Consider the following 21,463-nt stretch of genomic DNA (forward strand, 5'->3'; position numbering starts at 1 on the left):
GAAGAAAGGAAAATTTAATGAAAGATGCGAATTAAGTTTGTCACAAGTTTTAAATCGCGATAACAGCCCAAAGATCACTTATATAGAAAAGGCGGGGAGAAGAAGAGCAAAAGATAGTTTGTTAGAATGCCTAAAAATAGCGAAATTTGGTTTTTGCAACTTACAATATTGTATTAATCAAACTGGGTGATTGTATTTTCAGTCTCTCACTTAAATTTTCGATTCTTTTCTAATTCTTTATGGCAGAATCTTCTGGTGAAAACATTATCCCCATTAACATTGAGGATGAAATGCGTGGAGCATACATCGATTACTCGATGTCAGTTATTATTTCCCGCGCTTTGCCCGACGTTCGCGATGGTTTGAAACCGGTGCACAGGCGTGTGTTGTATGGTATGTCCGATTTGGGTGTGAACTACAACCGTTCCCACAAAAAGTCGGCTCGTATAGTAGGGGAGGTTTTGGGGAAATATCACCCGCATGGTGACTCTTCGGTTTACAATACAATGGTTCGTATGGCTCAGCCCTGGTCGCTGCGCTATCCGTTAGTGGACGGTCAGGGAAACTTCGGTTCCGTGGATGGTGATAACCCTGCGGCTATGCGTTACACCGAAGCAAGACTGAAACGGCTTGCAGACGAATTATTGAATGATCTGGGCAAGGATACAGTTGATTTTCAGCCCAACTTTGATGACTCATTATCAGAGCCCACTGTTCTCCCCGCAAAATTCCCCAACCTGCTGGTAAACGGTTCTTCCGGAATTGCGGTGGGTATGGCTACCAACATGGCTCCGCATAACCTTTCCGAAGTAGTGGACGGTGTGCTGGCCTACATCGATAACCCGGAAATCACGATCCCGGAGCTGATGGAGCACGTAAAGGCACCGGATTTTCCGACAGGAGGTATTATATATGGTTACAATGGCGTGCGTTCGGCCTTTGAAACGGGTAGGGGAAGCATAATCATGCGCTCCAAAGCTCAGTTTGAGGTAGCCAAAAACGGCAGGGAGCAGATCATCGTAACTGAAATTCCTTACATGACCAACAAGGCCGCGATGATCGAAAGGATCGCCGGACTTATCAATGAGAAAAAACTGGACGGTATCTCAGATATCCGTGATGAATCGGACAGGGACGGGATGCGGATCGTTTTTGATCTGAAAAAGGATGCAATTCCTAATATTGTTCTGAATCACCTTTTCAAATATACTCCTTTACAGTCTTCTTTCGGGGTGAATAATGTGGCGCTGGTAAAAGGTCGCCCGGTAATGCTCAACCTGAAAGATCTGATCAAGCATTATGTAGAACACCGGATCGTGGTCATTACCCGCAGAACGGAGTACGAACTGCGTGAAGCTGAAAAACGTGCACATATTTTGCAAGGCTTGCTGATTGCTCTGGATAACCTGGATGCAGTAATTGCCCTCATCAGAAGTGCACGCGATCCTGAGATTGCGAAGACTGGCTTGATGGAGCAGTTCGAGCTGAGTGAAATTCAGGCAAAAGCAATTCTCGAACTTCGTTTACAACGTCTGACTGGTCTTGAAAGAGACAAGATTGTGAAGGAGTACGAGGAAATCATGGTATTGATCACGGACTTGAAAGATATTCTGGCGAATGAATTCCGTAAGTATGATATTATCAAAACCGAGCTTGGTGAGATCAAGGACCGTTACGGCGATGAACGCCGGACCAAAATAGAATTTTCGGCGGAGGAATTCAGCGACGAGGACATGATCCCGGACGATGAAATGCTTATCACGATTTCCAATGAGGGGTATATCAAACGTACACCGTTGTCTGAGTACCGCACACAGACCAGGGGCGGGGTAGGATCACGCGGGGTGAAAACCAAGGATACCGATTTTACAGAGCACTTGTTTTCGGCGACCATGCTGAACTACCTGCTTATTTTTACCGAATATGGTAAATTGTTCTGGATGAAAGTATATGAGGTACCGGAAGGAAGCAAAACTTCGAAAGGTAGGCCAATACAAAACCTGATCAGCCTTGAAAACGGTGATTCTATACGTTCGGTGATCAATGTGCGTACTTTGTCAGATGAGGATTATATCAACAACAATTACCTCATTATGTGTACGCAGCAGGGCACAATCAAGAAAACTTTGCTGGAAGCTTATTCACGTCCACGTACAAACGGAATTATTGCGATATCGATCAATGAAGGCGACAGGCTGTTGAATGTAGCTTTGACCAATGGTGATAATGATATTGTGATTGCCTCAAGTGCAGGCCGTGCAGTTCGTTTCAACGAGAAGGGTGTACGTCCGATGGGCAGGACTGCTGCAGGAGTACGCGGTATCAACTTGAATGATCCGGAAAATAAAGTGATCGGTATGGTTTGTATAAACCGGGAGGATGCGCAGTTGTTGGTGGTTTCTGAAAATGGTTTTGGAAAACGCTCAGCAATTGACAGTTACCGGATCACTAACCGTGGTGGTAAAGGTGTTTCAACCATGAATGCCACGGATAAAGTAGGAAAGCTCGTAGCAATCCGAGAAGTAACCGAGCAGGATGATCTGATGATTATTACCAGAAACGGTATAGCCATCAGAATGAGTGTGGAAGACATCAGGCTTGCAGGACGTAACACGCAGGGAGTGAAGTTGATCAAGCTCAATAACTCTGATGAAATTACATCGGTGACACGGATATTGAAAGATCCGGATGAAAAAGCCGAAGAATTGGATGAAGAAGGTAACGTAGTGACCAAGCCGGTCGATATCATAGAAGGTTCTGTGGATATGGAAGTCCTTGCATCTGATGATCTGGATGAGGAGGAAGATGATGTTCTGGATGACGAGGCGGACGAGACAGACGGTCTTGACGAGCCAGAGGCATGATTTTTGTGAAAAAATATCAAATCCATTTATATTTTACAGACGAACAATCAATCACAACCAAAGTTAATATTTATGAAAAAACTGTTTTTTGTTTCTGCACTTAGCCTTTTCAGCATGGCTGCGTTTGCGCAGGATGATGCTGTCAACAAGGCCGTGGTAGATCAATTTCGTAAGGATAAGGAAAAAAGCGATAAAGATGTGTCTGACCCCAAAAGCAGCGCAAAGGCTTCTTTCTGGTTGGAAAGGGCAAAACTTTATGAAAACATTGCTTTGCAAGGATCAGAAGTAGATTCGAGCGCTGCAAAAACTGCTTACGAGGCATATAAAAAGGTTGTTGAACTGGATCTGACCAAAAAAGGCGAGCCAGGAAAATCTTCCAAGGAAGCGTCCAATGTGCTTGCAGGAGGGGAAGGAACTCAGCTTTTCAATGCTTTCGTAAAACAGGGTGCAGAAAAGTATCAGGCCAAAAACCTTGGCGGCGCTCTGGAGATGTTCACTGCTGCTCAGGAGATCAATAAAAAGGATACTCTTGCTTCTCTATATGGTGGTATAGCCGCGCAACAGCTTGATAAAAAGGATGTTGCAAAAGAACAGTTCGAGAAATACGTAGCTAACGGCGGAAAAGATCCTAGTGTATTCTACGGGTTGGCTCAGTTGTACCGTGCAGATAACAACTTTGACAAAGCTGTGGAAGCTTTGAACAAGGGTCTTGAACGTTCTCCGGGCAACAAGGATTTGAAATCAGAAATTGTCAATATTTTGCTTGCATCAGGCAAAGAAGACCAGGCGATTGATGAGTTGATAGCACTCACGAAATCAGATCCGAATAATGCACAGAATATAGTTAACCTCGCAATCCTTTACGATAACACCAGTTCTAAGACAGGTCAGAAAATTAAGGAGATTCAGAGCAAACTAGGTTCAGGAGCTGGAAAAACAGCGAATCTTACCAAGAACCTTGAAAGTGAAAAAGGAAAGATCGAGGTGTATGACGGAGAGGTTAAGCGTATTGGTGCATTGATTAAGAAACAACCGAAAAACGCGGATCTGAAACGTCAGTTGGCTGAGGTTAACGAAAAGAAAAAAGAATCCCTTGCGACAATTGCAAGCATTGAAGGTGAAATCAAAACCGCTGCTGAAGCTGCGAAAGGAAATGATGTTGCAGCATTGGAAAAAGAATTGGCTGAGTTGAAAGCTAAACAGGCTAACGCCGGTAAAGAAGCGATTGCCAATTATCAGAAGGTGTTGCAGATAGATGCAAACAACTATGATGCGCTTTACAACCTGGGTGTTTATTATTTCAATGAAGCAGTTCAGCTGAAAGGCGAAGTTGACAATATGAACATGACCGAATACCAGCAGCGCGGTAAAGAGATTGAAGGCCGTGTGTGTGGTAAATTCAAAAAAGCAAAACCATATTTTGAAAAAGCGATTCAGGCAAAAGACGAAGCAGAAGCTAAGGAAAACCTTACAACTGTTAACGGAGTTCTTGAACAGTTCGCTGGAAAAGGAGTTGCTTGCGTTGAAGAATAGGACGTACAACAACAACCATAAAAAAGACGCTCCAGATGGGGCGTCTTTTTTATGGTTGAATATCTATTTAACATAATATAAATTATGAAACAAATTTATATGCTTTGAGAATTGATCATAACCAGGCATTGGCCGGGAATTTCCTGCTCGTGAAAACCTAAGCGGCATTTAAATTGTGAAAATGTGCCTTATTCTTCTGCAAATGAGCTTTGTGCGTGTTTATTTTAACCATGTCCAATTAGATGTCTGATTTTGATTTTCGAGTAAAATCACCGAAAAAACAACCGAACAATAATTTAGTCGCCGCAGAATAAACGGTCGATAGCTAGGCTTGACCCAACAGAATTAATTATTGTATACTTATTCCGGATCTAATGTATCAGAGAATGAATTTAAGGATTACGTATATCAAAATTATTTTCAGGATGGGAATACTGACGTTTTTGACAAATTTTTTTGCCTCTTGCTCCGACACCAGGTCAGCTTTCAAACCTGGCTTTCTGGCCGCTGCCGGGTATTACGTTCGTCAAGGCAAGGTATATTATTATGGGGGTTTTAATAATGCATCGGCAAAGGAACTACCCGGAGCAAATGCAAAGTCATTCGAAGTTTTGGATGAAATTTCCCACGGCCAGAAAGTTACGTCGCTTTACGCTCGGGATGACAAACATGTTTATTATGCAGGTGAATTGCTTCGGAATGCAGATGCGCAGACGTTTAAGGTATTGGGTTCAGAATTGGGAAAGGATAATAATCATGTGTTTTCCCGGACCTCTGTGTTATCGAATGATCCCGGGAACTTTGTTGAACTGAGGGAAGGATTTTACAAGGATAGCAAAACCGTCTTTATGGGCGACCGGATTATCTCAGATGATCCGAAAAATTTCAGTTTTCTTGAAACTATGGATGGCATTACGTATTGGAGCGATTCCAAGGGTATTATCGCTAACGACATCCGCATGGATTCAGCGGATTTTCACACTTTCTGGATTCTCCGATATGGTTATTCCGTTGATAAAAACCACGTTTACTTAATCGAGGATGCCAGTCTGAAAATACTGACAGAGATCGATCCGAAAACTTTCCGGGTTTTATCTCAATATTATACGATGGATGAGAACCGGGTGTATTGGCGCGGAAAAGTACTTCCTCATTCGAATCCCGATACTTTTAAAATATTGAATGAAGAAGTACACTGCAGTCACGATGGTGAACGCGCTTACCACTGGAACAATATCATACCCCATGTAAATCCGGCAAAGTTTCCGGATGACAAACGGTGCAAATATTGTAACGACAAAGAAGTGGTTTTTTAGTTTAAAATTAACTTCTTTTGTCAGCCTGAGGGCAAATTGGAAAAGTAGTATGCACCTCACCTTCAATCGCGCTCAGGCCGACCTATGCTATGCTACATCACAAATCTGAACGCATTGTTTCAAAGATGCAAGTGGTTCGCGTTTTGGGATAAATTCCTGAGCTACAAAACCTTTGAAGCCTGTTTCCACGATCGCTTTCATGATTGCGGGATAATATAGTTCCTGCCCTTCGTCTATTTCGTTTCTTCCGGGAACACCGCCAGTGTGATAATGAGCAATATACTTATGATACGTTTTAATGGTGGCGATCACATCACCCTCCATGATTGACATGTGATAAATGTCGTACAGCAATTTGAATTTTTCGGAACCGACCATTTCACAAAGACCAGCGCCCCAGGCTGTGTGGTCGCACATATAGTCCTTATGGTTGACTTTGCTGTTAAGCAGTTCCATTACCAAGGTCACGTTGTATTTTTCTGCAGAAGGAATCAGACGGCGGAGCCCTACTGCACAATTTCGCATGCCGTCAATATCCGACATCCCTCTCCTGTTCCCCGAAAAGCAGATCACCGTTGTATATCCTGCCTCCTTTAATTTAGGAAAAATGTCCTCATAACTTTTGACAAGCTCATCGTGATTGGCGGGATCATTAAATCCTTTTTCGATTCCCATCCCTGCACCGCTTGGCAATGCACAAGTTAGTCCGTATTTCTTTAGGATTGGCCACTCATTCGGGCCAAGCAATTCAATGGACGTCAATCCGATTTTCTTACATTCCTGCGCGAAGGTCTCAAGAGGGATACTTCCATAACACCATTTGCATACGGAGTGATTTATTTTTCCGTTCAAAGTGCTTCCCAATGCTTTTTCGCTTGCTGCAAAGGCTTCTGTTACAGACAATAAGCCCGCGCCAGCGGCAATATTTTTTAGTGCTGAGCGTCTGCTGGACATATCAGGTGGTTGTTTAAATAGTTGATTTTCAGGCAATATCGCAAATAGTGACTCCCTGTTTTAAAGAAGCTATGTCATCTTTCCGGCTTGGGACGAATTCTTGTCCGACAAAACCTTTGTAGCCGGTTTCGACAATTGCTTTCATGATCGACGGGTAATACAATTCTTGAGTTTCGTCAATTTCGTGCCGACCGGGAACGCCCCCCGTGTGATAATGTGCGATATACTTGTGATATTTTTTGATTGTTGCGATGACGTCGCCTTCCTGGATCTGCATATGGTAAATATCATAAAGCAGTTTAAATTTTTCGGACCCGACCATATCACAGAGCGCAGCGCCCCATTCCGTCCGGTCACACATATAATCCTTGTGATTGACTTTGCTGTTGAGCAATTCCATTACCAAAGTTACATTGTGTTTCTCAGCGATGGGTATCAGTCTTTTTAACCCTGCGGCACAATTTCTCAAACCATCAGCGTCAGACATTCCACGGCGGTTACCCGAGAAGCAAATTATTTTGTCGTAGCCCGCCGCCTGCACTTTCGGTATTACGTCCTCAAATCCTTTGATCAGTTCTTCATGATTGGCCGGATCGTTGAAACCTTTGTCGATACTTCTCGTCAGGCCTTCACCCCAGGGAAGCGCGCAGGTAAGTCCATACTTTTTGATGACCGGCCATTCTTCCTGCCCGAGCAGCTCGATGGATGTCATCCCCAATTTCTTCACTTCCTGAGCGAAGGTTTCCAACGGGATTTTGCTGTAACACCACTTGCATACCGAGTGGTTGATTTTGCCATTCAATTTTGGGCCCAGTGCTTTTTCAGTCGCAGCCAATGCGCTGCCCATCGAAAGCGGGAATGATAATATGCCAGCGCCCGCTGCTATGTTTTTCAAAACGGAACGTCTGCCGGATTTTTTGTTCATTGTATGAATGTCTTAATATTTGATAATAATTACCAGAAATAGAGTCGATTAGGGTCTTGCGCTACCTTTGGCAGCCGTAGGGAAATCCTTGGGAACGTCCTGTTTTACTTTTCCGGTGGCGACCCACTCGGTGCCCCTTTGTAATGTAGTTATAAATCCGACGCATTTCTGAGAGTAGTTTTCGTGACCGAGCGTGGTATGAAAAATGCGGCCTTTTCCGAATTGCAAAGTCATGAGCATAGGCTCGTTTTTACCCGAACCTTTTTGTTCAACCGGACTATATGCTGTTGCCAACACAGTCATGTTTTCTGCCGGGCCTCTCAAACGGTCATATAGTTCATCTTTCTGATGAAGCCATTCCGCAGGTAATCCTTTCATGATCGGATGGGATGCATTTCTTGTTTTAACGACAAATTCGTGCTGATGTCCATGACTGCCACCAACTCCCGCCGTTGTGTCCCGTACAATTTTCCCTTTTTTTTCGTCAAAATACACATAAGGGCCAGACTTTTCATTGCGGCCTTCCCAGCCGCCAATACCAATCATTTTATTGTAGGCTTCCCATTTCGGAAAAGAGTTGTCGGCGGCGTGTACCACCACCAGGCCTCCCCCATTTTGTACAAATCTTTCAAAAGCTTCGTTTGTGGCTTCCGGCCACGGGTCACCATTATAATTGGTCAGCAGCACATCGTATTTCGAAAAATCCGGTTTGAAGCCGCTCATGTCCCCGCCTTTTTTAGGACTTGTTACAACATCGACGGAAAAGAGACCCGTTTCTTCGAGATAGCCCTTCATCATTGCTGTCCCTTCTGTCATATTTCTATGGTTGTTCTGGCCTTCTATGATCAGGACTTTGTAAGTTTTCTTTGCCTCGGGAGTCCCGGCAGTACTTTTTGTAGCCGCTAGCCCCGCCAGCACAAATAATAATACAAAGAGTTTACGAAGTACTTTCATTCCCGGGATTTTTATGTAAAAAAATAACAGTGACGCCTGGGGTATGCAGACCAATCTGGATTCCCGGCGCCACTGTATTAAGTTCAATAACTCAAAATCTACTCAATTAATCAGGTTACTTCCCTCCTTTCGGGGTTTTCGATGATTCTGTGTAGATCGGATTGTTTTTATTTCCACCAGACATTAAGTAAGCAACAAGGTCCTTCAATTCGTCGGGGTTCAGACCGTTGATCAACCCGGGAAGCATTACCGACACGGTAGATATTTTCGTCGATGCCACTTCTTTTTTGCTGATTTTACGAATTGTTTTTGAATCAAAAGGATTCTGTGCGATATAATAGAAATTTGCATCTTCATTGATCTGACGACCCACAACTGACTGGCCGTCTTTCAATGTATAAGAAATCGACGCGTACTGATCAGAAATAGCTTTATCGGGTTCAATGATCGCTTCAAGCATATCTTTTGCAGAGAAACGTGTTCCCAATTGCGTTAGATCAGGGCCTACATCAGCACCTTGTCCCTGAATTGTGTGACATCGGTTGCATAGTACAGCAGAGAATATCATCTTGCCACGCTCGAAATCACGGTTTTGAAGGCTGTCCTGAACCAGGGCTACGGCTTGCTCTACTTTCCACCCACGGCCCGGACCTTTCGGCGAGTACATTTTCACCAGGTCATTTCCAGTTCCCGTAAGTAGTTCAGCACCAGATAGTTTGTTGTAGTAGGCAACTTTATCCTTCGGAACATTTTTCAGGGCCAATTGACGGGCTTTGTCGATAAACCCAATGTAGCTGCGTCCACCCTGATAGCTGAATGCTTTATGGAACCACTTGAAATATTGCTCGCTCAATTGTGGCGTCCAGCCGGTTTTCGCACTGCTGAGCATTATGGCATAAAACGTCTGCTGCTGCGGAGGCATTTTTTCCAATAGACCAGCCAGGTCAAGGCCATACTGCGGATTTCTTAGAATAAGATCAGCAGAAGCGGTTACCATCTCGTTATCCTTATCGTCAAATTTTTCATTTTTTGCGATCAGCCCAAGAGTCTTTTCAACGGCTTTCGGTGCTTCAAGCGTTATCAGGATTTTGCTTAAAAAACGATTTTGCAATGCATTAGGTGAAGGATATTTTGGGTTAAGATAAGCTATCACGGCCTGTTTCGTCGCTGCGTCTGGCTCGCCTGTACGATAGATCGTCAATTCGAAAGCACGCAGAAGCGCCTGTTTCTGCAGATCATCGAGCTTTGCATAGTCGATTTTGGTTAAACCTTTCAAAATAGGCCCTCCTACTTTTGCCGAATCTCCTTCACGTGCCAGCGCGATTGATGCATATATCAATGTCTGCGGGTCTTTTTCAGCATAGACTTTGTTTTCCCATTCAGCAACAGGCTGATGTTCAATCGCTAACCTTGCGGCGAAACGCAAGAAACGGTCAGGGCTTTTCAGATACGGCCAGGAGGTTTCAACTGCTTTCGGGTCTTTTTTTGCATGGAACTTTTCAAGAGCTGTGCGTTGCTTATGTTCTTCTGTTAGAACAGGCTTAACAGTGTTGGAACCCGCGGGGATATTCTGATAATCACCATAATACACACGGTAAAGATCGGATTCCAGGCGACGGCCGCCTGTTAAGAAATACAATGCTCCATCCGGGCCAATGGCACCGTCAGTCAACGGAAGCGGTGCTCCGGAAAGGAATTCCTCATGATCGGCGGAATAGCTTGATCCGTTTGGCTTCAGATGCAGTCCGTGAACAATACCGAAACTCCAGTCGAATGCGAGTAACGTATTCTTGTATTTCGCGGGGAAGCGTGCTTCGTTCAGGTAGATAAGGTTCGTAGGGGATCCCTGGCCAATGTTCATGATCGGCGAAAGGAAGTCTGCGAATGCGGGCGATGTATTGGCAGAACCTGTTCTCCATCCATAGTCGCCACCGCTTGTTGCATGGCAGACGCGGGTCGGACGATACCATGGCGTACCGAAATCCCATTCCATATCCGAATCATAGATGAAAAGGTCACCTGCTTCGTTGAATGCGATATCATAGGAATTGCGGTAACCGGCGCTGACAAGCTCCCAGCTTTTTCCCTCAGGGTCGGTATGGGCGATCCATCCTCCTGGTGCATGTCTGTCGGCAGCGTGTCCCCGTGGATCTTTGATGAAGGGAAAAAGGTTATCATTTTTCCAATTGGGCATCAAAAGATATGTGTCCATTTTTGGCAGGTCCGTGAAGTTACCAGCTACCACATAAAGAGATTTTTTATCCGGTGAAAGCACAATGCTGTGCGGCCCATGCTCTCCTTCGCCAACCAAAGGTTTCAGGAGCGTGATTTTGTCGTACTGATCGTTGTTGTCGGTATCCTGCAAACGATAAAGACCGCTTCCTTTTGGAAATCTTGGATTTTGACGGTTATTGATCATTACATAAAGGCTATTGAATGCATATAGCAAACCGTGTGCATAACCCATTGCCACTTTTGCAGTATCCCCCTCTACCCTCAGGGTTTCAACTTTTGGCTTTTCTGTTGAACCGATTGGCGGAAGAACCAGGCGGAAAAGGCCTCCGTACTGATCGGAGGTGATCATTCTGCCTTTGTCATCAAATGTCATAGAGACCCATGAGCCATTTTTTTCTTCTGACGGGCTATATAAATGTTCAGCCTTAAATCCTTCGGGTAACTTGATCTTGTCAACTTTTGAGCCGGGGGGACGATGTTTGGCGGATCTGTTGCTTAGCATAACTCCAGAAAAAACGCCCACAGCCAGTAGGGCCGCAAGTGTCATCGGAAGTTTAGACCATTGTTTTTTTGTGTACATTTTACAGCTCAGAGTTTAAAAAGGTAATTGATTATGAATAAACTGATGAATAACTGAATCGAATTAACGCATTCCCGAGTTTCAAAGTAAAGTTTCCGTCGTTGGGATAATACTCTTATCTTAAATAAAGCACACTTTTACTTTAAATAATCTGATTCGCGCAATATTAGAAGTAATCGTTGAAGACTCTATCCTGCTGTGTCGGGTAATAGAACCACGAATGACTATCATCGAAGTAAAAAAGTGCAACCAGCCGGAGCCAGAAGCACTTTTTTAATTTTGAATGAGAGCATTAGTGAATGAGTGAATGAGTGTCAATTTTGAATTATGGGGATAGATGATTCACATGCGCATTCAAAACTTTAGTATTGCATCCGTTCAAGCTAATTCACTCATTCAGAATTCACACATTCACTCATTGGGAAATTATTCAGTCATTCATTCACTCATTCACTCATTCAAAATTGATCGTTATTCAATCATTCAAAATTCGACCTAAAAATGAGGCGTCAAGGCTGCTTCAACAGCCGGCAGGCCATAGTAATCGTCCAAAACCGTAAATGCATTCGGTGGAGGAACGGCACCTTTCGGGAAATAGTAGGCCTGTGGATTTGCTTTCACCTTCGCTCCATAAGCACCGATGATCTCCTTCACGCGGCCGGTACGGGTCAGGTCAAACCAGCGTTTGTTTTCAAATGCCAGCTCAACACGCCGTTCTTTGAAAATCGCCTCCCGCATATCTGCCTGCGATGTAGCCTTCGTGGCGGCAAGACCAGCACGTGTGCGAACCTGGTTCAGAAATGGTGCTGCTTCTGCCGGTCTTCCTTGCTCGTTGAGGACTTCGGCCATAAAAAGCAGAACTTCCGAATACCGGTACACAGGCCAGTTTTGGCCCGTATTGTTATGCAGAGAGTGTGTTTTTGCGTATTTTTTGATATAAGGGTACACCTTGTTATCGGCAAGACTACCACTCAAAGTAACATAACCAATCGAAATATCTTTCCGCTTGTCATCCGCTTCATAAGCCGCGATCAGATCAGGAGTAGGAATGTTGTTACTTTCCTGTGAAGTCGGCTGAGGGTTTGATGTACCGGTGATCGGCGCAATTTCGGCGGCAGATATCGGAGAAGGAATGAAACGGTATATCTGGTTACCGTTGTATCCGGCCGAGCCTTCCATATACTGGATCTCGAATACTGACTCAGCATTGTTCTTGTTTCCACTGGTTGTCGAGAACGCATTGGCATAATCAGGCATTAATGTGTAGCCATCGTTTGTAATGACGTCTTTCAATAGTGGTTCCGCCAGCGGCCATTTTTTCTGGGTAATATAAAGGTTGGCAAGTACTACCTTGGCAGCACCGGATGTTGCCCGCCCTGCTTCCTGTTTTGCCTTATTCAAAAGCAGCGAACTAGCCTCTTTTGCATCCTTTTCGATCTGCGCGTAAATTTCTTCGGTGGTTGCCAATGGTAACGGAGCATCCTCGCGACCGGTTACAGGAACAAGGTGAAGCGGCACTTTGCCAAACAAACGAACCAGATCAAAGTACGCGAAAGACCTCAGAAACAATGCCTGACCTTTCAGGTTTTTCTTTTTTTCTGCATCAAAGTCCACGCCGTCGATTAATGCAAGAATCTGATTTGTCCTTGCAATGATTTGATAATTAAGGCGGTATTGAACCAGTACGTTATCATTGGCTGTAACACCACCGGCAGTCGGGACAGCGAAATCGGCGACATTTTCCGTCGCGTCAACCGCCCCGTACAAAGTGTTTCTGGCATAATAACTATTGTCTGAATGCATTTCCTCAAGCACCCATGCGCGTTCGTTGTACATCTGCCGGAACGGTACATAAGCAGCGTTCACAGCTTGTTGGAAATCAGCTTCTTTTACAAAGAAAATGCCTGCGCTCAATGCCGTTTCAGGGATTACCGTTAAGAATTCTTCACGGCAAGCTGTTAACGAAAGTGTAAGAAGCCAGGTCGCTATATATTTTGCTTTCATATTCTGATATTTGAGTTGATAAGTTAAATGACGTGCCGGATCAGAAGTTGAGATTCACACCCAAAGTCCAGGTACGTGGTACAGGATAGTTGGAGAAATCCACACCCTGACTTAGGTTCCCACCGTCGCCGTTACCGTCACCCTGTGCACTGGTTTCAGGGTTAGGTCCGCCCCAGTATTTGGTGAAGACATATACCTGCTGGATCGAGCCATAAATACGGGCAGATTTGAATAGCTTATTCACCTTGCCGATGTTATAGCCTATCGTGATATTCTTGATCGTAAAGTATGATGCGTCAGCCACAAAATGCGAGCTGTTCCAGTCACGCTCAATACCAGTGAAGTTACCGCCGTTGTTAGTAGCTCCGTACATTCCGTTGCCCTCACTGATAACAGTAGTAGCAACACCGCGTCCTTCAACAATTGTATTTTTAACACGGAAGCGGTCTTTCACACCAGCAACCATATTGAACACACCGTCGAGGTTGGCGGTACTGTAAAGGTGACGAACCCAAAGCTGGTTACCGTAAGAACCTGATCCCGCGATAGAGAAATCCCAGTTTCCATATTTCAGGTCATTTACAATTCCGTAAGTAAATTTAGGGAAAGGATTACCGATAATCGTCCGGTCATCGGCGTCACCACCGTAAGTGATTTTGCCGTCCCCATTGACATCTTTCAGTTTAATCGTACCGATCGCCGAACGTCCGTCAATCACAGGTGAGTTTTTCAGCTCTTCTGCATTCTTGTAAAATCCTTCTTTCACCATACCATAGAACTGTCCGAACGGCTGACCCACCTGCGTAATGTGGAAGCTCCCGTATACCCTGTCGATACCAGGTGCCAGTTCCATCACTTTATTTCTGTTGAAAGAAATGTTTGCATTTGTTGTCCATTTAAGTTTGCCCTCCAGATTTCTGGTTGTCAAAGAAAATTCGTGGCCCCAGAATTTGATCTCGCCGATGTTGTCATTGTAGAAAGGGAAACCAGATTCCTGAGGAATCTGCACAGCATATAAAAGATTGGTGGTCCGCTTGGTGTAATAGTCATAGATAAACTGGATACGGTCGTTAAACAAACCGAGGTCCATTCCCAAGTCAAATTGTTTGGTAGTTTCCCATCCCAGATTTCTGTTTGCCAGAGACGTCACTACCGCGCCGGTAGCAATTGTACTGCCGAATACTGCATTTACAGTGTTGCTCACAAGTGGATATTGGGTGTAGTTACCAATGTTATTGTTACCGATTACCCCGAAGCTACCACGGATCTTCGCGAAAGAAACCTGCCTTACGTTTTTAAGGAATTCTTCATCTGAAACCACCCAGCCTGCAGATGCAGAAGGGAATGTACCCCACAGATTGTCGGCACCGAAGCGAGAGGACCCGTCGGCACGTATAGCAGCCGTAAAGAGGTATTTTCCTTTGTAGTTATAAGAAAGACGGGACAGATAGGAAGTCAAAGCCCATTCATTTACACCGCTGAGTGTACCGCCCCGGTTGATATTGATCGCAGCCTGGATCGTTGGCAGCCTGTCGTCTGTATAAGTGTCGGCCTGAATGCGGCTAAAATCCTGACGGTAACGTTGTTGGGTGAACCCTGCCAGTAATTCAAAGTTGTGATCGCCAAAGCTGCGGTTATAAACGGCAGTGTTTTCGTTCAGCCAGCCCACATTTTCAAGTGCCTGGCGGATAGAAACGGCCGTAGTTGGGATCGGAACGTTGATAGCACTGGTAGCCGTCGAAGGGTTGAAGAAGAAAAATTTGTTGTTTTCATATTCAACATTCAACGTGGCTCTCAACTTAAGACCCGGGATTGGGCTAAGCACCAGATATGTGTTGCCCAGCAGCTTCGTATTCTTGTTTTCGTTGATCAGCTCTTCAGCAGCACGGACCCAGTTCGGATAGTTGAAGATATTTCCTGTACTGGATGGAAAATTGTTCACTTTGGTCAGTTCTCCGTTTGCGTCACGAATTGGCATTACCGGCCAGGTGTGCAGTGCATTGAAGAGTATACCAGTTCCCCGGTCGCCGTCTGTTCTGGGCGTATTGTCATAAATGTACTGCGGAGCAATGTTAAAACCGATCTGAACTTTGTCGGAAACATCGTACTCTGAGTTCATACGCAGTGAATAACGTTTGTAATCGTTATTGATCACGACACCTTTCTGATTGAAGATCCCAGCCACAACAGATGTTTTCAACTTCTCTTTGTTTGAAGTAATGGTGAGGTTGTAGCTTTGTATAGGCGCCGAACGCAAAACAGCATCGTACCAGTCACTGTTTTTGTTTGCCCATTCTTGTGGGTTCTGAAATTCTGTGGGCACCGGCTTCAGTTCATCTTCGTAAAATTCTTTTTTGAACTGCGCAAATTCAACGGCATTCAGCATTTTAACCCGGCCTTTTTCCGGTACATTCTGAGTCCCGTAATAAGCAGTAAGCCCAATGTTTGTTTCACCCGGTTTTCCTCGTTTTGTTGTGATAAGTACAACACCGTTGGCTGCGCGTGAACCATACAAAGAAGTTGATGCAGCATCTTTTAACACAGATATGTCTTCAATTTCATCCGGGTTCAATGCACCGATATTCCCGGTTATCGGGAAACCATCAATTACATACAGCGGATCGCTACCTGCGGATACGGATACCTGTCCGCGAACACGGACGGACATTCCCTGGCCGGGCTTACCAGTGGTCTGGTTGATCTGGACACCAGCAAGGCGGCCTTGTAATTTTTGCGTAATCTGGGATACCGGAACATCTTTGATATCTGCTGCGCTTACCGTTTGTACGGCGCCGGTAATTTCTCTTTTCAGCTGGCTACCATAACCAACAACAACCACTTCGGTAAGTGCTTTTGAGTCATTTGCAAGTTTCACATTGATAGTGTTGCTACCTGTAAGTGCAACTTCCTGAGAAAGAAATCCAACAGAAGAAAATATCAGCACTCCACCCTGATCCGGCACATTGATGCTGAAGTCACCTTCGGCGTCCGTTACCGTACCCGTTGTGGTTCCTTTTAAAACGATGCTTACACCCGGTATCTTTTCACCGGTGTCGTCTGTAACTTTCCCTTTAACCGAGCGGTCGAGGATAAGTTTACTATTTTCTGTGATAGGTGCATGAGTTGAATGGATTGCCGCCACCGCGTTCATTCCACATGCAACGCCAATAAGCACCTGGCTTACCGACAACTTTAGCATGGAATTCAACCGGGCACAATTAGGGAATGGTCGAAATTGAGTCATAATACAAACAGTTAGGTTAAAAAACTAGCAGAGGCCATCTACGTTAGGTTCTGAGAATTTGTTTGAAAGTGAGTTAGGTCAGGTTTTTGTATCCATATAGCAGGCGATTAGAGTGAATAATTATTGAGAGGGGTTTAGGAATAGTCGGTGTTACCAGGAGTATATTAAAAATTTTAATAATTATTGGTTTAATCTTATTTGAAAACGGGTGCAAATATTTTGTCACCTGATAGTGTTTTTGAAAAATTTATAAATTAGTAGTATTAGGAAAAATGGAAGGTTTAAGAATCAATTTTCCAATATCGATAAAGGATAATAATTAATTCTTAAAGTAATATTTATGCAATACTAGAAGGAATGAAACAACTGACTGTCCTGCTCTGTCTGGTTTTGTTTAATATTTAATTTGCCGGACTTTCTTGGATATATCGAATGCAAAAGAGCATCCGGCATTTTCTTGCCGGATGCTCTTTTTATGACTCTGGTTGTGCTTTTTGGCTATGTCAAAAGATCCATGACAGCTTTTCCTTTCCCGTCTGGCGTCGTATAAAACGGCCTTTTTTCAACCTCGTATTGCGTGTCTTCAGGGATGCCAAGTGCATGATAGATAGTCTGATGGATGCCGTCGATTTTCACAGGATTTTCGATCGTTTTACAGGGCCTTTCGTCCGCTGTTTTTCCATAAACGAACCCTTTTTTGATCCCTCCCCCAAACATCAGCATTGAGCAGCCATCGGTAAAGTGCCTGTGCATGCCGTAGAATTTCAGTTCGGATAAAATATCGGGCTGGCTTACCTGCTCCTGCACTTTTGCATCAGGCCGGCCTTCAACCATCATGTCGCGACTGAACTCGCTGGCAAGCACTACCATCGTCCTGTCCAGCAATCCCTGTTTGTCCAGGTCTTTGATGAGCTGGGCTATCGGGCCGTCAATCTGCTTTTTCATTTCTTCCAGTCTCGTATGCCCGTTTTCATGCGTGTCCCAGCCTTTGAACGGCTCATATTCAGTGGTTACGCTGATGAATCTTGCTCCTTGTTCGGTAAGCCTGCGGGCTAGAAGACAGCCGAGACCAAACTTGCCGGTATTATAAATGTTGTAACTTTCTTTTGGCTCGGTGCTCAGGTCAAACGCTTTGGATTCGGGAGAATTCAAAAGCGCGTAGGCTTGTTCCATGGATCTTTTCAGTGATTCACGCTGATAGTCGCTGCCAAACTCCCCTACCGGGCTGTTGTTGATCAGCTCATTGTAAAGCTGATTCCTTCTTTCAAATCTTTTGGCATCCATACCAACCGGCGGCCGGACACTTTCCAGTCCCTGACTCGGATCGGGAATAAAAAACGGCCCGAATTCATTTCCAAGAAAGCCGGCTGTGTGAAAAGCTTTGAGCTCTTCTGCTTCCCCTACCGTGAAGCGCTGACCAATGTCAACAAACGCAGGTATAACCGGATTTTTCGGCCCGAGTTCTTTCGCGATCCAGGAGCCAATATGTGGGGCGGCCACGGTTTGGGGCGGCTCGTAGCAAGTATGCCAATGATATTGGTGCCGGGAATGGAGAATGTGCCCCATGTCCGCAGCTACATAAGACCGGATCAGCGTTCCTTTGTCCATCACTTTTCCGATAGACTGGAGTCCTTCAGAAAAATGGATGCCGTCCAGCACCGTCGGCATCGATTTGAAGGTACTTAGCACCCGGTTGCCCTCCATACCGGTCTGGTAAGGAGTGTAGAGCTTCGGGTCAAACGTTTCGGTATGCGCCATGCCCCCTGCCATCCACAGTAATATGACCGTATCGGCAGACGAATCGGCTCCTGCTTTTCCTTTACAGGACGATAGCAGACTGGATATGGGAGCGCCTGCCGCCAATGCCGCCATGGTTGCTGCGCTGGCATGCTGCAAAAACTCCCTCCTGTTCCATTTTATATTCATCGTCGTTAAGATTTTAATGCATTTAATATCAATGGATTAACTGAAATTATTTTGATACTTTTTAAATGTATAATTAATATTAAGTATTAAATTTCATTTAAAATGAATCATATAAATTAATACTTATTATATATTTTAAACTATTAAAATGGTTTAATAAATAAGCTGGAATTCAGGTATCAATGCGATGGCCCAAACCAGGTCCTGGATGCTTTCTTCGCTGGGCTTAGCACCCAGTATTTTCCTGGCTGCTGCGATCTCTTTCGGCACAGGCGCCCTACCCAGCGCCTGCCGGTACAGACCTGTTACCAATGAGTCGGAGGTTGGATATTTGGCATGCCATTGTTTAGAACCTTCTTTCAAAGCTTCCGTAAACTTGTTGCCATTGGTTAGTTCCAGCGCCTGCAGAAGATTTGCCTGTGAAGTCCTGCTGGTGCTTACAGTCTCCCTGTTGGGGCGACCCAGCGAGGTAAGGAAAGGGTCATTTTTTACAAAGCCGGCGCGGGCAAAGGGTAGCTTGCTTTTTAGGCCGTCGGGAAGCAAATTATAAACAACGGCCGAGTCGGCATACATCGGATTGAATGCGGCGCTGATGGCATCGGAGAATTGTTCGGCGGTAAGCCGGCGGCGCACCATTCCCGTAAACTTGTAATCGGTAGCCATAATGTCGCTGGCCTCTTTGACAGACGATGAGGGAAGCTGATAAGTTTTTGACGTGACAATGGTATAGATGAGTTTTTTCATGTCATAACCATTCGCAACAAAATCGGAGGCCATCCAGTCGAGGAGGTCTTCGCTCCAGGGTACATTGTCCATCATATCCACCGGCTCAACAATACCCCGGCCCATTAACTGCGCCCAGATACGGTTCACCACCGTGCGGTACAGTCTTCCGTCCTTGGGTTGTACGAGAAAATCCGCCAGTTGCCGCAAGCGTTTTTCAGTACTGGCATCCACACTGATCTCACCGAGTTCCGGAAACAGCATTTTAGTGCCTGCGATTTTGCCTGTCGGTTTATCACAACGGTTAATTTCCAGCAAAGTATCTGCGAAAATGTTAGCAAATGCATAAGAGTCTGCCAGTTTCCAATCGCTGATGAAACTGTCGTGGCAAGAGGCACATTTGAGGTTGAGTCCCAGAAATACCTGCGACACATTCTGAGCGGCCTGCATTTCCGTACGCTGGCTCGAATTGATCGTGCCCCTCCATTTGATCCCTTTGATAAACCCTTCTGATTGCTTGTCGGGGCTGATGAGTTCTTTAACAAACCAGTTGTAAGGTTTATTGACCTGCAAAGAAGTATAGAGCCATTTGGTAATATCAAACCGGCCCCCCGTGATGTAACCTGTGCCGGAGTAATCATTGCGCAAAGCATCATTCCAGAACGACATCCAGTGCTGGGCATAGTCGTCATTACGGTTAAGCAATTCCATGGCCAGCTTTTCGCGTTTGTCGGGATTGGAGTCTGCTACAAAAGCATCCACTTTTTCGGGGGAAGGGATCAGACCGATAATATCAAGATATACCCGGCGGATATAGATCCGGTCGTTGACCACATTTTGCCAGGCGATTTTGTTTTTTTGGAAATAGGCATTCACCAGCCGGTCAACAGGTTTGACGAGATCGCCGCTTGCCGGAGGAAGAACGGGCATCCGTGGTTCAAGTGCAGCAACACGATAAATGCTTTTTTCTTTACCATCGGGCCAAAGCGCCCCTTTTTCAATCCAGAATTTCAGAACATTGATTTCCCGCTCGGTGAGTCGCTTGCCTTTTGTGGGCATGGCTTCCTTATGGCCTTTGGGCAATGAAATCCTTCTGATCATTTCGCTTTTGTCCGGATGATTGGGAATCACTACGACGCCATCTTCGCCTCCTTTCATGATTGCATCCTTGCTGTCGAGCCGCAGGTCGCCTTTTGTTTTGGTCTCGCTGTGGCAGCTGTAACAGTTATGTGCCAGTATCGTCCGTACTTCTACATTCAGTTCCTGAATTTGCTGCGGATTTAATGCTCCGTTATTGGTAAGGATAAAATCAGGTTCATCTGTACCGGACGGTTCAATAGGATCCGACGAGGGCAAAACGCTGGTGAGGTAGTCATCCCCATGCGTGAGCATGGCGCCATAGTGGCCCGCCAGGGAAACGCCGAAAACCGTCACGAAAAGCAGAGACCGGTACCAGGTTCGGTTTGGAGCGCGCAAGGCTATTGTGGCAAGCACAGCTAAAGTCATCGTTGCTATGCCCGCCCAGCGATGGATTTCCAGATTCGTGCCGCTGGACTCTTCTGCATTCGCAAGCATCAGACCGAATGCGACTGCCGTCACCGCGCTGATCGCACCAATCCAGGTGAGTATGCCGGTGGCATCACGGAGCCCGGCCGACTTACGTTTCCAGTCGATAAGTTCCAGGACCAGGGCCACACATAAAAGACCGATTGGAAAATGGACTAGCAGCGGATGCAGCCGTCCCAGAAATTGCCAAAGCCAAAAAGTTTCAGTTGCTTGAAGTAACACAGTGTAAAGGGTTAGTGGTAAGGTTTTTTAGCGGGAACATTTTCACAATACTAAAATGAAAGCCATGGCCTTCTATCCTGTTCTGTCTTGCCCGGGCCATTTTTAAATTTTGAACTTACATTTTCTTATTCCCCGGCGAAGACTCCTGGTTTTCAGGATATAAAGAATTTTGGATACATTTAATGAGATGCCCGGATAAATAATGCAGACAGATTGAGATAGATATTGTTGTTATGTTAACGAATTTTATTCATAAATAATTTATAGATTTCTATAGAGAAGTACCAAATCTTCCCACATCCTCCATAAAAAGAACCGATGAAGGCGATATTACTGATTATCAACCGGGGTTCTTAACAAGTTTTGGGATGCCCCCGCTCACCGTTTGGCCGGCCTTCTCCAGTGTGCCGTGGGTAT

The 21,463-nt window shown here is 45.1% G+C and carries 11 protein-coding genes; 3 read left to right on the forward strand and 8 right to left on the reverse strand.

What is annotated here, in order from left to right; genetic code table 11:
* Positions 1 to 239: 239 nt before the first annotated feature.
* The 3 genes from gyrA (at position 240) to FBF61_RS31640 (ending at position 5,713) form a co-directional block, all read left to right on the forward strand.
* Positions 240 to 2,864 carry a DNA gyrase subunit A gene (gene gyrA, locus FBF61_RS31630; RefSeq protein ID WP_138484998.1) on the forward strand — a complete coding sequence of 875 codons (2,625 nt, stop codon included), beginning with the start codon at positions 240 to 242 and terminating at the stop codon, positions 2,862 to 2,864.
* A gap of 72 nt (positions 2,865 to 2,936) precedes the next feature.
* Positions 2,937 to 4,397 (forward strand): tetratricopeptide repeat protein, encoded by a 1,461-nt coding sequence (locus FBF61_RS31635; protein WP_138484999.1) that lies wholly within the window; start codon positions 2,937 to 2,939, stop codon positions 4,395 to 4,397.
* Positions 4,398 to 4,783: 386 nt separating this feature from the next.
* Positions 4,784 to 5,713 carry a DKNYY domain-containing protein gene (locus tag FBF61_RS31640; RefSeq protein WP_166444664.1) on the forward strand — a complete coding sequence of 310 codons (930 nt, stop codon included), beginning with the start codon at positions 4,784 to 4,786 and terminating at the stop codon, positions 5,711 to 5,713.
* 87 nt (positions 5,714 to 5,800) lie between these two features.
* Here the strand turns inward: FBF61_RS31640 and FBF61_RS31645 are convergent, their stop codons facing one another.
* The 8 genes from FBF61_RS31645 to FBF61_RS31680 all read right to left on the reverse strand — a co-directional run bounded on the left by FBF61_RS31645 (position 5,801) and on the right by FBF61_RS31680 (position 20,995).
* Complete coding sequence (locus FBF61_RS31645; RefSeq protein WP_138485001.1) at positions 5,801 to 6,667, reverse strand: hydroxypyruvate isomerase family protein; 867 nt, start codon at positions 6,665 to 6,667, stop codon at positions 5,801 to 5,803.
* 28 nt (positions 6,668 to 6,695) lie between these two features.
* A complete protein-coding gene (locus FBF61_RS31650; RefSeq protein WP_138485002.1) occupies positions 6,696 to 7,592 on the reverse strand; it encodes a hydroxypyruvate isomerase family protein in 897 nt (298 codons plus the stop codon).
* Between the two features lie 48 nt (positions 7,593 to 7,640).
* Positions 7,641 to 8,546, reverse strand: coding sequence for a ThuA domain-containing protein (locus tag FBF61_RS31655; protein WP_138485003.1), 906 nt, complete (start codon positions 8,544 to 8,546; stop codon positions 7,641 to 7,643).
* Positions 8,547 to 8,661: 115 nt separating this feature from the next.
* Entirely contained in the window at positions 8,662 to 11,361 is a 2,700-nt protein-coding gene (locus FBF61_RS31660; protein WP_138485004.1) for a c-type cytochrome, read from the reverse strand.
* A 495-nt stretch (positions 11,362 to 11,856) separates the two neighbouring features.
* On the reverse strand, positions 11,857 to 13,365 hold the full coding sequence (locus tag FBF61_RS31665) for a RagB/SusD family nutrient uptake outer membrane protein (RefSeq protein ID WP_138485005.1): 1,509 nt from the start codon (positions 13,363 to 13,365) through the stop codon (positions 11,857 to 11,859).
* Positions 13,366 to 13,405: 40 nt separating this feature from the next.
* On the reverse strand, positions 13,406 to 16,564 hold the full coding sequence (locus FBF61_RS31670) for a SusC/RagA family TonB-linked outer membrane protein (protein WP_229215318.1): 3,159 nt from the start codon (positions 16,562 to 16,564) through the stop codon (positions 13,406 to 13,408).
* Positions 16,565 to 17,107: 543 nt separating this feature from the next.
* A complete protein-coding gene (locus FBF61_RS31675) occupies positions 17,108 to 18,535 on the reverse strand; it encodes a DUF1501 domain-containing protein (RefSeq protein ID WP_138485007.1) in 1,428 nt (475 codons plus the stop codon).
* 153 nt (positions 18,536 to 18,688) lie between these two features.
* Positions 18,689 to 20,995, reverse strand: coding sequence for a DUF1549 domain-containing protein (locus tag FBF61_RS31680; protein ID WP_138485039.1), 2,307 nt, complete (start codon positions 20,993 to 20,995; stop codon positions 18,689 to 18,691).
* Positions 20,996 to 21,463 lie beyond the last annotated feature (468 nt).

The sequence above is a fragment of the Dyadobacter bucti genome, from assembly GCF_005869225.1.
Classification (GTDB): domain Bacteria; phylum Bacteroidota; class Bacteroidia; order Cytophagales; family Spirosomataceae; genus Dyadobacter; species Dyadobacter bucti.